General features: G+C 63.7%; 11 protein-coding genes. All 11 read left to right on the top strand.

What is annotated here, in order from left to right; all coding sequences use genetic code 11:
- Positions 1–14: 14 nt before the first annotated feature.
- The 11 genes from uvrA (at position 15) to secG (ending at position 13478) form a co-directional block, all read left to right on the top strand.
- Positions 15–3038 carry an excinuclease ABC subunit UvrA gene (gene uvrA, locus CKW39_RS10730; protein WP_095798125.1) on the top strand — a complete coding sequence of 1008 codons (3024 nt, stop codon included), beginning with the start codon at positions 15–17 and terminating at the stop codon, positions 3036–3038.
- A gap of 48 nt (positions 3039–3086) precedes the next feature.
- Positions 3087–3785: an HAD hydrolase-like protein gene (locus CKW39_RS10725; protein ID WP_254049377.1), complete on the top strand. Its 699-nt coding sequence runs from the start codon at positions 3087–3089 to the stop codon at positions 3783–3785.
- A gap of 8 nt (positions 3786–3793) precedes the next feature.
- A complete protein-coding gene (locus tag CKW39_RS10720; RefSeq protein ID WP_095798124.1) occupies positions 3794–4480 on the top strand; it encodes a 1-acyl-sn-glycerol-3-phosphate acyltransferase in 687 nt (228 codons plus the stop codon).
- Positions 4473–6536, top strand: a complete 2064-nt coding sequence (gene uvrC / locus CKW39_RS10715) for an excinuclease ABC subunit UvrC (RefSeq protein WP_095798123.1) — start codon at positions 4473–4475, stop codon at positions 6534–6536. The genes CKW39_RS10720 and uvrC overlap by 8 nt, the downstream gene beginning before the upstream one ends.
- Before the next feature lie 60 nt (positions 6537–6596).
- Complete coding sequence (rapZ, locus tag CKW39_RS10710) at positions 6597–7520, top strand: RNase adapter RapZ (protein ID WP_095798297.1); 924 nt, start codon at positions 6597–6599, stop codon at positions 7518–7520.
- Positions 7521–7555: 35 nt separating this feature from the next.
- Positions 7556–8629: a uridine diphosphate-N-acetylglucosamine-binding protein YvcK gene (yvcK, locus tag CKW39_RS10705; protein WP_095798122.1), complete on the top strand. Its 1074-nt coding sequence runs from the start codon at positions 7556–7558 to the stop codon at positions 8627–8629.
- 54 nt (positions 8630–8683) lie between these two features.
- Positions 8684–9670, top strand: a complete 987-nt coding sequence (whiA, locus tag CKW39_RS10700) for a DNA-binding protein WhiA (RefSeq protein ID WP_095798121.1) — start codon at positions 8684–8686, stop codon at positions 9668–9670.
- Between the two features lie 251 nt (positions 9671–9921).
- Positions 9922–10929, top strand: coding sequence for a type I glyceraldehyde-3-phosphate dehydrogenase (gene gap, locus CKW39_RS10695; protein WP_095798120.1), 1008 nt, complete (start codon positions 9922–9924; stop codon positions 10927–10929).
- An 89-nt stretch (positions 10930–11018) separates the two neighbouring features.
- On the top strand, positions 11019–12242 hold the full coding sequence (gene pgk, locus CKW39_RS10690; RefSeq protein WP_095798119.1) for a phosphoglycerate kinase: 1224 nt from the start codon (positions 11019–11021) through the stop codon (positions 12240–12242).
- 84 nt (positions 12243–12326) lie between these two features.
- Positions 12327–13142: a triose-phosphate isomerase gene (gene tpiA, locus CKW39_RS10685; protein ID WP_095798118.1), complete on the top strand. Its 816-nt coding sequence runs from the start codon at positions 12327–12329 to the stop codon at positions 13140–13142.
- Between the two features lie 81 nt (positions 13143–13223).
- Positions 13224–13478, top strand: coding sequence for a preprotein translocase subunit SecG (secG, locus tag CKW39_RS10680; protein WP_016996629.1), 255 nt, complete (start codon positions 13224–13226; stop codon positions 13476–13478).
- Positions 13479–14272 lie beyond the last annotated feature (794 nt).

Below are 14272 nucleotides of genomic sequence, written 5' to 3'. Positions count from 1 at the left end.
TCGCTCAGCGTTGCATGTCTGAGGTGAGTAATAGAGTGACTGCCGTGTCCGAGCAAACCCGCGAAGCCCCCGTGAAAAAGCACTCGTCTACCGGTCTTGCCCAGCAGGTCGCGTCCGATCACGCGCCCAAGCTGAGAGCCTCCGGAGCGTCAGACCTGACCGAAATCGTGGTTCAGGGTGCCCGTGAGCACAATCTCAAGAACGTGGACCTGACCATTCCACGCGACTCCATGGTCGTGTTCACCGGTCTGTCCGGTTCGGGAAAGTCCTCGCTCGCGTTCGACACCATTTTCGCCGAGGGACAGCGCCGCTACGTCGAGTCGCTGTCCTCCTACGCCCGGATGTTCTTGGGACGCGTGGACAAGCCGGACGTCGACTTCATCGAGGGGCTGTCCCCGGCGGTGTCCATCGACCAGAAGTCCACGTCCCGCAACCCGCGCTCCACGGTGGGCACCATCACCGAGATCTACGACTACATGCGTTTGTTGTGGGCGCGCATCGGTCACCCGCACTGCCCCGTGTGTGGTGAACCCATCACCAAGCAGACCCCGCAGCAAATCGTGGATCAGTTGCTCGAGCTGCCCGAACGCACCCGTTTCATGGTGCTCGCACCCGTCGTCAAGGGGCGCAAGGGCGAATTCGTTGATCTGTTCCAGCAGTTGAGCACCCAGGGTTTCTCGCGAGCGATCGTGGACGGGGAAACCGTCCAGTTGGATGATCCTCCCAAGCTCAAGAAGCAGTACAAGCACACCATCGACGTGGTCGTGGACCGGTTCACGGTCAAGGCTGAAGCCCGGCAGCGACTCACCGATTCGGTGGAAACCGCGCTGAATCTGGCGGAGGGCCGCGTGGTGATCGAACTCGTTCCGCGCGAGGGCGAGGAAACCGCGTGGGCCGGCAACAGCCGGATGTTCTCCGAACACCTGGCGTGCCCCAACGAGCACACGCTCCAGACCGACGAGATCGAACCGCGGTCCTTCTCCTTCAACGCGCCGTTCGGTGCCTGCCCCGAGTGTGACGGCATTGGTTCGCGTCTGGAAGTGGACGAGGACCTGGTCATTCCGGATCCGGACCTGTCCATCATCGAGGGTGCGGTGGCCCCGTGGTCCCTGGGTAAAGCCACGAGTGACTACTGGAACCGGTTGCTCGCGGGCCTGGCCGAAGAGGTCGGATTCGACCTGCTGACCCCGTGGAAGGACTTGTCGACCAAGGCAAAGAAGGCCGTGCTCAACGGCAAGGACTACAAGGTCACGGTGTCCTACAAGAACCGTTGGGGTCGCGAACGCCGTTACTCCCAGGGTTTCGAGGGCGTGTTCGGTTACATCAAGCGCAAGCACGAGGAAACCGAATCGGATCACGCCAAGGACCGCTACGAGCAGTACATGCGGCAGGTCGCGTGCCCCGCGTGCGACGGTGCCCGGCTGAACCCCACCATCCTGGGCGTGACCGTGGGCGGTCTCAACATCGCCCAGGCCACCCGCCTGCCCATGCGTGATTCCCTGGCGTTCTTCCAGTCGTTGGAGCTCTCGAATCGTGAGGCTCAGATCGGCGACCAGGTGCTCAAGGAGATCGTGGCTCGTCTGACGTTCCTGATCGACGTGGGACTCGACTACCTCAACCTGGAACGCGCGGCAGCCACCCTGTCCGGTGGCGAGGCACAGCGCATCCGGCTGGCCACGCAGATCGGTGCCGGGCTGGTGGGCGTGCTCTACGTGCTGGACGAACCGTCCATCGGTCTGCACCAGCGCGACAATCGGCGACTCATCGAGACCTTGGCGCGACTGCGGGACATGGGCAACACGCTGATCGTCGTCGAACACGACGAGGACACCATCCGTGAAGCGGACTGGATCGTTGACGTTGGTCCCGGTGCGGGTGTGCACGGCGGCGACGTGGTGCACTCGGGCACCTACGAGGGCCTGCTCGAGAACAAGAACTCCATCACCGCGGACTACCTCTCGGGACGCCGCGCGATCGAGGTGCCAGAGCGGCGTCGTCCGATCGACAAGAAACGCCAGCTGACCGTGGTGGGCGCGCGCGAGAACAACCTGCAGAACCTCACGGTCGACTTTCCGCTGGGCGTGTTCGTGTCGGTGACCGGTGTTTCCGGCTCGGGCAAATCCACCCTGGTCAACGACATCCTGTACACCTCGCTGGCCAATAAGCTCAACGGCGCCAAGCAGGTGCCGGGCCGCCACAAGCGGATCGACGGCGTGGACCACCTGGACAAGGTGGTGCACGTGGACCAGAGCCCTATCGGTCGCACCCCGCGCTCCAACCCAGCGACCTACACGGGCGTATTCGACCGGATCCGCAAGCTGTTCGCGGACACCCAGGAAGCGAAAATCCGCGGTTACCAGCAGGGCCGGTTCTCGTTCAACGTCAAGGGCGGGCGCTGCGAGGCGTGCTCGGGTGACGGCACGCTCAAGATCGAGATGAACTTCCTGCCGGACGTCTACGTTCCGTGTGAGGTCTGCAAGGGTGCTCGGTACAACCGGGAAACCCTGGAGGTCCACTACAAGGGCAAGAACATTGCCGAGGTTCTGGACATGCCCATTGAAGAGGCAGCAGAGTTCTTCGCACCGTTCACCGCGATTGCGCGCTACCTCAACACCCTGGTCGAGGTGGGGCTCGGTTATGTCCGCCTGGGACAACCCGCCACCACGCTCTCCGGTGGTGAGGCCCAGCGTGTGAAGCTGGCTGCGGAACTGCAGAAGCGCTCCAACGGTCGCACGATTTACGTGCTGGACGAGCCCACCACGGGCCTGCACTTCGAGGACATCCGCAAACTGCTCATGGTGCTGCAGTCATTGGTGGACAAGGGCAACAGCGTGATGACCATTGAACACAACCTGGACGTGGTGAAATCTGCGGACTGGGTCATCGACCTGGGACCCAATGGCGGTTCGGGTGGTGGCACGATCGTTGCCGAGGGAGCACCGGAAGACGTGGCCAAGAACAAGGACAGCTTCACCGGTCAGTTCCTGTCCGAAGTACTTCAGACATCGGCGGACCGTAAGGCAGCCGCACACGCCTGACCAGTGACCATCCAGCAGTAACTCCGCAGCAACCGAGAGAAGGCGCCCGTGAACCCTCAGACTCCCGTGGTGTTGTGGGACCTGGACGGAACCATTCTGGATCCGGCCGGTGCCATTACCGAAGGTATTGCCGATGCACTGTGGACGTGCGGTTTCCCCGTCCCGGAGAATCTGGAGCGTTTTGTGGGCCCTCCCATCGGCGAGTCTCTGAGGCACTTCACGGAGGTGCCGGAGGATCAGATTCCTCAGGTCGTTTCCGTCTACCGCGCCGGGTACCTCACGGAAGGGCTACAGCGCACCCGGGTCTACCCGGGGATCGAACGCGAATTGGGCCGGTTGCAAGGTCTGGGCGTTCGTCAAGCGGTTGCGACCCAGAAGCCCGAACGGATCGCGACTGAAGTGGTCGAGCGGTTCGGTCTGGCGGATTACTTCGAGACGGTCAGCGGCGCGGCGGATGATCTGGCGCAGCCCAAGGAAGGCCGCACCGCCATGCACGACAAGCCCGAGATCATCGGCGAGGCGTTGCGCAGGCTCGGTATTGGTACCCCGGATCCGACACGCACGGTCATGATCGGGGACCGCAGTTACGACGCCGAGGGTGCGCACGCGCACGGGCTCGATTGTTTAGGTGCCGGGTGGGGTTTCGGGCAGCCCGGTGAACTCGACGAACTGTGTGTGGCGGTGGTCAGTTCTCCCTCGGAGCTGGCAGCATGGACTGACCGGTACAACGATTCCGGGGAGGGGTAGCTCGCACCATGGATAAATATCGGTTGTTGCAGACCTCGGTCACCAGGGCCTTCAAGGCGCTGTGTCGACCCGTGGTCACGGGTACCGAGAAGGTCCCCGACCACGGACCAGTGATCATCGCGTCCAACCACCTGTCGTTCCTGGACTCCGTGATCCTGTCGGTCATGATGCCCCGGCGCGTGAAGTTCATTGCCAAGGCCGAGTACCTGACGACCCCGGGCCTCAAGGGTCGAATCATGCGTGAACTCTTCGAGATGATCGATGTGATCCCCGTGGAGCGGGGTCAACAGAGTGACTCTGTAGCGGCGCTGGCTCCCGCACTCGAACATTTGGAACAGGGCAACATTTTCGGGATCTACCCGGAGGGCACTCGCTCCCGCGACGGCTATCTGTACCGGGGCCGCAACGGCGTGGCGTACCTCGCCTACATGACCGGCGCTCCCGTGGTACCGGTGGGGCTCGTGGGTACCCAGCGGCTACAGCCGCCCGGATCCAACGTGATTCGTCCCGCGCGCTTCGAACTGCACGTGGGCGACCCCATCCACGTGCCCAAGACCGGGCCCCAGCACAACGGTCGCATGCGCAAGGAACTGACCAACCAGGTCATGGACGCCATTGCCGAGCTGTCGGGGCAACCCCGCAAGGACACCTACAACCAGTCGCCGTCCGCGGAGAAGGATCCCGAACGTGGCTGATCCGGCGAGCTACAAGCCGGCTCGCCAGGACATCCCCACCAACCCCGGGGTGTACCGCTTCCGGGACGAGCACGGCCGAGTCATTTACGTGGGAAAAGCCAAGAACCTGCGCAACAGGTTGTCCTCATACTTTGCGCCGTTGCATCAGCTCTCACCCAAGACACGGGCCATGGTCACCACCGCCGCTGCGGTGCAGTGGACCGTGGTCGGATCCGAATTCGAGTCTCTGCAGCTCGAGTACACGTGGATCAAGGAATTTTCCCCACGGTTCAACATTGCCTACCGCGATGACAAGTCCTACCCGTACCTCGCGATCACCATGTCCGAGCTGGTTCCGCGCGCGATGGTCATGCGCGGCGACAAGAAGCCCGGCAACCGTTACTTCGGCCCGTACTCCCAGGCGTGGGCGATCCGCGAGACGCTGGACGCCCTGCTGCGCGTGTTCCCCGTGCGCACCTGTACCAAGGGTGTCTTCCAGAGAGCCGAGCGAACGGGACGGCCATGCCTGCTCGCCCACATCGACAAGTGCTCCGCCCCCTGCGTGGGCACCATTTCCCGTGAAGACCACCGGGCCCTGGCGGAGGACCTGTGTCGTTTCATGTCCGGGCACGCCAAGCCGTACATCCGCGAACTCGGCCGCCAGATGCAAGAAGCTTCCGAGCGCATGGACTTCGAAACCGCGGCCGCTCGCCGCGATGATGTGGTGGCCTTGGAGAAAGCGTTCGAACGCAACACCGTGGTGCTGGCCGACAACACGGACGCGGACTTCTTCGCGCTTGCGGAGGACGAGCTGGAAGCCGCCGTGCAGGTGTTCTACGTGCGTGGCGGCCGCATCCGCGGTCAGCGCGGCTGGATCACGGAAAAGGTCGAAGAGGTCTCGACCGGAGAACTGGTCGAGCATCTGCTGCAGCAGGCCTACGGTGAAGCGACCGTCGAGCTGAATCAGACCCAGCGGCGGGGGAGAAGGGTGGCCCAGCAGGGCAGCCAGGACACCGTGGCCAAGCACCGTCGCACGGCCGAGCTCGCGTACCGACAGGACACCATTCCGCGCACCGTGTACGTCTCCACGGAACCGGAACAGGCCCCGGAGCTCGAGAACTGGTTGAGCGAATTGCGCGGTTCCCGGGTGACCATCTCGGTTCCGCAGCGCGGAGACAAGGCACAGCTGCTGGAAACGGTGTCCGAGAACGCCCGCCAGGCGCTGGCGTTGCACAAGTCCCGCCGCGCGGGAGACCTGACCACGCGCTCCGCCTCCCTGCAGCAGCTGCAGGAGGCACTGGATCTCCCGGACGCGCTCATGCGCATTGAGTGCTATGACATCTCCCATGTGCAGGGCACCAACGTCGTGGCCTCCATGGTGGTCTTCGAGGACGGTCTGCCCCGCAAGGGGGAGTACCGCAAGTTCTCGATCACCGGTGATGCCGCCCGCGATGACACGGCTTCGATGTATGACGTGATCCACCGCCGCTTCACACGCCACCTCGAACAGCAACGCAAGGCCGCCGAACGCGGTGTGACCTCCGGTGAGGTCACCGCGGATCAGGCCGATGAGGACAACGGCCGGGTCTTCGCGTACCCACCGAACCTGGTGATCGTGGACGGTGGACCGCCCCAGGTGGCCGCCGCGCAGCGTGCCCTCGATGACCTGGGGATTACCGACGTGTACGTGGTCGGGCTGGCCAAAAGACTCGAAGAAGTCTGGTTGCCGGACGACGAATTCCCGCTCATCCTGCCCCGCGCCTCCGAAGGGCTGTACCTACTGCAGCGCGTGCGCGATGAAGCACACCGCTTCGCGATCAAGTTCCATCGTGAAAAGCGCTCCAAGTCCATGACCGTGTCCACCTTGGATGCCGTCCCGGGGCTCGGACCGGCCAAGCACAAGGCCCTCATGAAGCATTTCGGATCGATCAAGAAATTGCGTGCGGCGACCGTTGATGAGATCGCTCAGGTCAAGGGTTTCGGCCCGGGTCTGGCCGAGCGGGTGGTGGCTGCGCTGGGAGGCGGGGAAGCGCCGTCGGCGGCCGTGGACGTGGGGACGGGGGAGTTGCTCGATTGAAACTGGACTACCCTGGAAGCGGACCCATTGCAGGCAAACAGTCAGGCGGCGCAGACGGACATGAGTAATCCAACTCCTGAGTCGGATTCCCCCACCCCCCAACTGCAACCGGTTAAACCCCCCACCTCCGAACTTCTGATCGTCACCGGGATGTCCGGTGCCGGTCGCTCCACGGCGGCCAACGCGCTCGAGGATCTGGGCTGGTACGTGGTGGACAACCTGCCACCCCAGATGCTGAGTACCCTGGCGGATCTGGTCGCACGCACCCCGGAGACCCTGCCCAAGCTGGCGGTCGTCATCGACGTGCGCGGCAAGGCGCTGTTCAATGACATGCGCGAGACGCTCGCGGCGCTGGAGAACTCCGGTGTGGAGTTCTCGGTGCTGTTCCTGGACGCCTCGGACGAGGTACTGGTCTCGCGCTACGAACACCAGCGCAGGCCCCACCCGCTGCAGGCCGGTGGCCGAATCCTGGACGGCATCAAGGCAGAACGTTCACTGCTCCAGGATTTGCGTGAATCCTCGGATTCCGTGCTGGACACGTCGTCCTTCAACGTGCACGCGCTCACGCGCGCCGTGGCGGACATGTTTTCGACCAACGGTCCGGTGGTGCTGCGGTTGACCGTCATGAGCTTCGGTTTCAAGTACGGCGTGCCTGCGGACGCGAATTTCGTGGCCGACGTCCGTTTCATCCCCAATCCCCACTGGGTTCCGGCGTTGCGTCCGCGCACCGGCAAGGACCCCGAGGTGCGGGATTACGTGTTCGGTCATTCCGGTACGGCCACATTCGTCGATCGTTTCGTCTCCATGCTCGAACCGGTGTTCGCCGGCTATCGGACGGAGAATAAGCACTACGCGACCATCGCCATTGGTTGCACGGGAGGTAAGCACCGTTCCGTGGCGGTCACCGAAGACATCGCGAAGCGACTGAGCAAGTCCCCGCGCGTGACCGTCAACATCCAACACCGAGACATGGGGCGCGAGTAGTCGCAGACCCGGTGCCCTAGACCCTACGGACCACTATGAGTAACTTTCCTTCGACCGGCGCGCTGCCGAGGCTGCCCTTGAGCACCCGGCGCGATGTCGACCCGTACCATTCCTTGGATCCCGCCGCTCGCGACGGCCTCACCGACGCCGATTCGGTGGTCGCCCTGGGCGGGGGTCACGGCCTCTCCGCGAGCCTGTCCGCATTGCGCCTGCTCGCACCGGCCGTCACAGCCGTGGTCACGGTTGCCGACGACGGCGGATCGTCCGGTCGGTTGCGCACCGAGATGAACGTGCTCCCTCCGGGGGACCTGCGCATGGCACTGGCTGCGTTGTGTGATGACTCCCAATGGGGCCGTACCTGGCGCGACGTGATGCAGCACCGGTTCCAAGACCTCGAACACCCCAACGAGGGACTGGACAACCACGCGCTGGGAAACCTGCTGATCGTGACCCTCTGGGAACTGTTGGACGACCCGGTTGACGGTCTGCGCTGGGCCGGTGCCCTGCTGGGTGCCAGGGGACAGGTGCTCCCCATGTCTCGGGAACCGCTGGTGATCGAGGGTGACATCGCACCCAACTCGGATCCCACCGAGCCGTGCCCGCCCGAACTCATCACCCGTACGGTCACGGGTCAGTCGTTGCTCGCCAAGCAGGCGGATGTGTGCAATGTCCGGATCAACCCGCACGATGCGCAGGCCTGCCCCGAAGCCGTGGCCGCCATCGACCAGGCGGCGTGGGTGGTTCTGGGCCCGGGTTCGTGGCACACCTCCGTGCTGCCGCACCTGTTACTGCCCGGGCTGCGGGACGCGATCTGCAAGTCCCCGGCCAAGCGACTGGTCACTCTGAACCTGTCCCGCGATTCCGAGACCCTGGGCATGAGCACCGGGGACCACCTGCGGGTGCTGGCCCGCTATGCGCCCGAGCTGCGGCTGGACGCCGTGCTGGCGGATCCGACCGCGGCCGAGTCTCCGCACGACGTCGAACTCGCGGCGGCGCAATTGGGCGCCAAGGTGCACTGGGCGGATCTGCGCGACAACGACGGCTCATCCGTCCACAACCACTTCAAGCTGGCTGCGGCCTACCAAAAAATTATGAATGCGGACGGCTGATCACCGACTCGATCGGTGGCCGTTCCTCAATCACGCACAAGGAGACCTACTCACATGGCATTGACCTCGTCGGTCAAAGACGAACTTGCACACCTGCAGGTCAAGAAATCCTCGGTCCGGGGCGCTGAGCTGTCCGCTCTGCTGCGGTTCACGAGTGGGCTGCACATTGTGGGCGGCCGGATTGTGATCGAGGCCGAGGTGGACACCGAAGCCACCGCGCGCCGCACGGCCCACACGATTAACGAGGTGTACGGGCACTCGACCGAATTGGGTGTGATGACCGGCAACGGACTACGCCGGGACCGCACGTGGATCGTGCGCGTGGCCCGCGACGGTGAAGCTCTTGCTCGCCGGACCGGTCTGTTGGACGCCCACGGGCGCCCGGTGCGGGGCCTGCCGCCCTCGGTCGTGAACGGAACCGTGGAGGACGCCGCGGCGGTCATGCGCGGTGCGTTCCTCGCCCACGGTTCCTTGACGGAACCTGGTCGCGCGGCGGCCATGGAATTCACGTGCCCGGGGCCCGAGGCGGCCCTTGCCCTGGTCGGGGCCGCACGGCGATTGGATGTGCTCGCCAAGGCGCGGCAGGTTCGTGGCATCGATCGCGTGGTCGTAAGGGACGGTGACACGATCGCCGCCCTGCTGACCCGCATGGGTGCACATCAGAACCTGTTGCAGTGGGAGGATCGCCGCATGCGCAAGGAGGTTCGCGCCACAGCCAACAGGCTCGCCAATTTCGACGACGCCAACCTCCGGCGTTCCGCACAGGCCGCCGTTACCGCCGGGGCCAAGGTGGAGCGGGCGCTCGATCTGCTCGGCGACGAAGCACCGGAACACCTGCGCGCGGCCGGCAAGCTACGCGTGGCCAACAAACAGGCGAGTCTGGACGAGCTGGGGCGGTTGTCCGATCCCCCACTCACCAAGGATGCGATTGCCGGACGGATCAGGCGACTGCTCGCCATGGCCGATCGTCGTGCCGAGGAGCTCGGTGTTCCGAACACGAGCGAGTTCGCGGCGGCCGCCGGCCTGTCACAGCGGCGGTGACCCTAGCACGCCGTCGAGAACGGAAAGTTAATGTGGGTTTATGTGGGGTTTGATCGCGCTCAGCGATGAAAATTCGCGGGATGCACTGGGAAACACCCGGGTATCTCGATAGAATAAACGCGGTAGAACAGCTCGGCTCTCATGAATCTGAGAATCGACAGATGTTGGAATCTTACCGATCGTGACCGATCCAACATCGGGTCTCGCGAGGGCCCGCATACCGACATTGTCAATGACAAGAGGAGATCGCAGTGACCATCAAGGTTGGCATCAACGGATTCGGACGCATCGGACGTAGCTTCCTGCGTGCAGTGCTCACGCAGCACGGACACAACATCGAGGTCGTGGCAGTCAACGACCTGACCGATCCGGAGACTTTGAAGCACCTGTTCGAGTTCGACTCCGTCATGGGCCGTTACCCGGGCAAGGTTTCCCTGGACGGCAACGTCATGACTGTCGACGGACACAAGATCACCTTCTTGGCCGAGAAGGACCCCTCCAAGCTGCCTTGGGGTGAGCTCGGCGTGGACATCGCGGTTGAGTGCACCGGTAAGTTCACCAAGGGCCCGCAGATGCAGGCGCACCTGGACGCCGGGGCCAAGAAGGTCGTGCTGTCCGCGCCGGGCAAGGAAGTTGACGGCATCTTCGTGTACGGCGTCAACGAGAAGGATTACGACCCCGAGACCATGAACCTGCTCTCGGCAGCGTCCTGCACCACCAACTGCCTGGCCCCGCTGGCCAAGGTCATTAACGACGAGTTCGGCATTCAGCGCGGTCTGATGACCACCATTCACGCTTACACCGGCGATCAGCGCCTGCACGACGCTCCCCACAAAGATCTGCGCCGCGCCCGCGCCGCCGCTCTGAACATGGTTCCCACCACCACCGGCGCTGCTGCAGCGGTCGGTCTGGTGCTCCCGGAGCTCAAGGGCAAGCTGGACGGGTTCGCCGTGCGCGTTCCCACCCCCACCGGCTCGATCGTTGACCTCACCGTGGACGTCGAGAAGGACGTCACCGTGGAGTCCGTCAACGCGGCCGTCAAGAAGGCTGCCGAGGGTGACTTCAAGGGCATCATCGAGTACTCAGAAGAGGCTCTCGTCTCCAAGGACATCGAAGGCTACGACGTCTCCACCGTGTTCGACGCCCCGCTGACCAAGGTCGTGGACAACCAGGTCAAGGTCATCGCCTGGTACGACAACGAATGGGGCTACACCATTCGTTTGGTCGACTTTGTGTCGTACGTGGCAGATAAGCTCTGAGTTAGACCTCTGAGCGGCGCCGATGCCCTGTGGGTATCGGCGCCGTTTTCATAGGGACCTGTTTTCTCACTGGAAGGGATGAACCGGACATGGCCAAAGCGCTGGACGAACTGATTTCTGAGGGGGTGCCCGGTCGGCGAGTGCTCGTCCGTTCGGACCTCAACGTGCCCCTGGACGGCACCACCGTGACCGACGACGGCCGCGTGCGCGCCTCGTTGCCCGTACTCACCAAACTGGCCGAGGCCGGCGCCCGAGTAATCGTCATGGCTCACCTGGGTCGCCCCAAGGGTCAGGTCGATCCCAAGTACTCGATCGCCCCGGCCGCCCAGAAGCTGGACGAACTGGCCGATGTCCCCGTCAAGGTCGCGAGCGACGTCGTCGGCGAGGACGCTCAGGCCGAGGCCGAAGCTCTCCAGGACGGCGAGATCCTCGTGCTCGAGAACGTTCGTTACGATCCGCGCGAGACCTCCAAGGACGACGCCGAGCGGCAAGAGTTCGCCGCCGAGCTCGCCGCACTCACCGGAGACAACGGTGCCTACGTGGACGACGCCTTCGGTGCGGTGCACCGCAAGCACGCCTCCGTGTACGACATCGCTCAGAAGCTGCCCGGTTACCTGGGCGACCTGGTCAAGAAGGAAGTGGACGTTCTCAAGAAGGTCATTTCCGACCCCGAGCGTCCCTTCGTGGTGGTCATGGGTGGTTCCAAGGTCTCGGACAAGCTGGCCGTGATCGAGAACTTGATCGGTAAGGCCGATTCGTTGCTCATCGGTGGCGGTATGGTCTTCACCTTCCTCGCGGCTCAGGGCTACTCCGTGGGCGGCTCGTTGCTCGAGAAGGACCAGATCGACGTCGTCAAGGACTACCTGGACAAGGCAGAGGCCGCCGGCACCGAGATCGTGTTGCCCGTGGACGTCGTTTACGCTGCGGCCTTCGACAAGGACGCCCAGAACGAGGTCCGCCCCGTCGAGGACATCGAAGGTGGCGAGATCGGCGATTCCGGTCTGGGCCTGGACATCGGTCCCGAATCCGCCAAGATTTTCGCGGACAAGATCAAGTCCGCCAAGACCGTGTTCTGGAACGGCCCGGTGGGCGTGTTCGAGATGGCGGCCTTCGCCAACGGCACCAAGGCCGTTGCGGACGCGCTGGTGTCCTCGGATGCCATGAGCGTGATCGGCGGCGGCGACTCCGCATCCGCCGTGCGCAACCTGGGTTACAGCGACGACCAGTTCGGTCACATTTCCACCGGCGGCGGCGCTTCCCTCGAGTTCATCGAGGGCAAGGAGCTTCCGGGTGTGGTGGCCCTGGGCGCCTGAGCCAGCCCCCACCGAGAACGTGAGTGCCGCGCGGGGCCTGTGTTACGGCACGGGCCCCGCGCGGTTTTATTCGAAGGAGAAGCTATGACCAGCAAGACCGATGGAAACTTTGACCGCACACCCCTGATCGCGGGCAACTGGAAGATGAACATGGACCACGCACAGGGCATCGCTCTGTTGCAGAAGCTCGCGTGGACCCTCAAGGATGCCAAGCACGACTTCCAGCGCGTCGAGGTGGCCGTGTTCCCGCCGTTCACCGACCTCCGTTCGGTGCAGTCCTTGGTCGAGGGCGACGGCCTGCAGATCGTCTACGGTGCCCAGGACCTTTCGGATCAGGACTCGGGCGCGTACACCGGTGACATTTCCGGTGAGTTCCTGGCCAAGTTGGACTGCACCTACGCATTGGTGGGTCACTCCGAACGCCGCACCGTGCATCACGAGTCGGATGAGCAGTGCCGCGACAAGATTCGTGCGGCCATTCGTCACAAGCTGACCCCCATGCTGTGCATCGGTGAGGGTCTGGACGAGCGTCAGTCCGGCAACCACGTGACGTTCACGTTGGAGCAGCTGCGAGGCAGTCTGGCGGACCTGAACGAGAAGGAGCTCGAGGGCCTCGTTGTGGCCTACGAGCCCGTGTGGGCCATCGGAACCGGTGAAGTGGCCGGCCCGGAGGACGCTCAGGAAATGGCGGCTGCGATCCGAGAGGAACTCGGAAAGCTCTACAGCGAGGACTTCGCTCAGGCCACCCGCATTCTCTACGGCGGTTCGGTCAAGTCCTCCAACGTGGCCAACATCCTGGGCGGCTCTGATGTGGACGGTGCCCTGGTGGGCGGCGCCAGCTTGGATGCGGAGGAGTTTGCTAAGATTGCACGGTTCGAGCAGCATCTGCTCAGCAACTAGGCATTCCAGTGAGCGGCCCGCGGTGAGAATCCGCGGCGCTCCTACGGTCGATCAGCGACTCCCGAGGAATTGAGGCTTTACGTGGAGATCCTGCAGCTTGTTCTGCAAGTGGTCATTGTGGTCACCAGCATCCTGTGCATCATGTTCGTCCTGCTCAACAAGGGCAAGGGCGGCGGCTTGTCCGACATGTTCGGCGGCGGCATGACCCAGTCACTCAACACCTCCGGAGCGGCCCAGAAGAACGTGGTTCGCATGACCACCGTCCTGGCCATCGTATGGGTTCTCGCCATCGTCGGGTACGCCCTGTCCTTGCGGTTCGCGCCGCCGGTCGTCTGATCGTCTAAAACGTAGCCAAGGCCCGGAGACTTCGGTCTCCGGGCGTTGTGCGTTTAACGCTCGTACCCCCGCGACATTTCGGGCAGAGCTTCGCAGCTGATGACCACCATGACTCACAACCAGTCTGACAATGGGGGATGGGCACATTTCAGGCACGGGTTGGCGGCGGTGGCATAAATGGCCGAGGTTCGCACAGCTACGACGGTTTTAGCAGCGATCCTCTGCCAAGTATGTCCACCGGCGCCGAAGTCCTGGAGTGTGCCCGGTAGCCGGAGGCGAGGGGGCCCTCTTTCACGCCTCAGGCGGCGTTAGAACGCACAGGGAGACGGCCGAGAACTTTGGCGCCAAACCTCGCACGTCTTAGGTGCCGCCGGAACCGTTGATGTCATCTGACGCGTCGGTAGACCCCTTCTGAGCCTCCGGAAAGGTTCTAGGGACACCTCAGATGGGTTGGCGGGTTCTTGTGGCTCCCACGATGTCAACGTGAACTGGGCTCGAGGCGCCGGGGTGCGTCGTCGTCGCTGGTGGACAATGAAAGGGTTGGGACAGAACTAGGACTGTGGTCGGCAACATCTCAGGTAGAACTTCGTGACTGACGACCAGTGGTGGGGACATTCCAGGCACGGGTTCGCGGCGGTGACATTAATGGCCGAGGTTCGCACAGCTACGCAGGGTGTCAAGCTGTGGTGAGTCAGGTGGGGAGGTTGATGCCGACTAGGTCCGCGGGTTTGGGGGTGCGGGGCCTGGTGCGGAATCGGTGTCGGTGGCGTTGGTAGTAGTCCTGCAGGGCCTGA

Origin of the sequence: Kocuria sp. WRN011, assembly GCF_002295155.1 — a bacterium.
Lineage (GTDB): Bacteria > Actinomycetota > Actinomycetes > Actinomycetales > Micrococcaceae > Kocuria > Kocuria carniphila.
Note: the sequence above shows the minus strand (reverse complement) of the source record. Positions and strands in the feature narration are given on the sequence as shown.

Coding starts and splice junctions, on each gene's coding strand:
- uvrA (WP_095798125.1), top strand. CDS start 15: ATGTCTGAGGTGAGTAATAGAGTGACTGCCGTGTCCGAGCAAACCCGC.
- CKW39_RS10720 (WP_095798124.1), top strand. CDS start 3,794: ATGGATAAATATCGGTTGTTGCAGACCTCGGTCACCAGGGCCTTCAAG.
- rapZ (WP_095798297.1), top strand. CDS start 6,597: ATGAGTAATCCAACTCCTGAGTCGGATTCCCCCACCCCCCAACTGCAA.
- yvcK (WP_095798122.1), top strand. CDS start 7,556: ATGAGTAACTTTCCTTCGACCGGCGCGCTGCCGAGGCTGCCCTTGAGC.
- whiA (WP_095798121.1), top strand. CDS start 8,684: ATGGCATTGACCTCGTCGGTCAAAGACGAACTTGCACACCTGCAGGTC.
- pgk (WP_095798119.1), top strand. CDS start 11,019: ATGGCCAAAGCGCTGGACGAACTGATTTCTGAGGGGGTGCCCGGTCGG.
- tpiA (WP_095798118.1), top strand. CDS start 12,327: ATGACCAGCAAGACCGATGGAAACTTTGACCGCACACCCCTGATCGCG.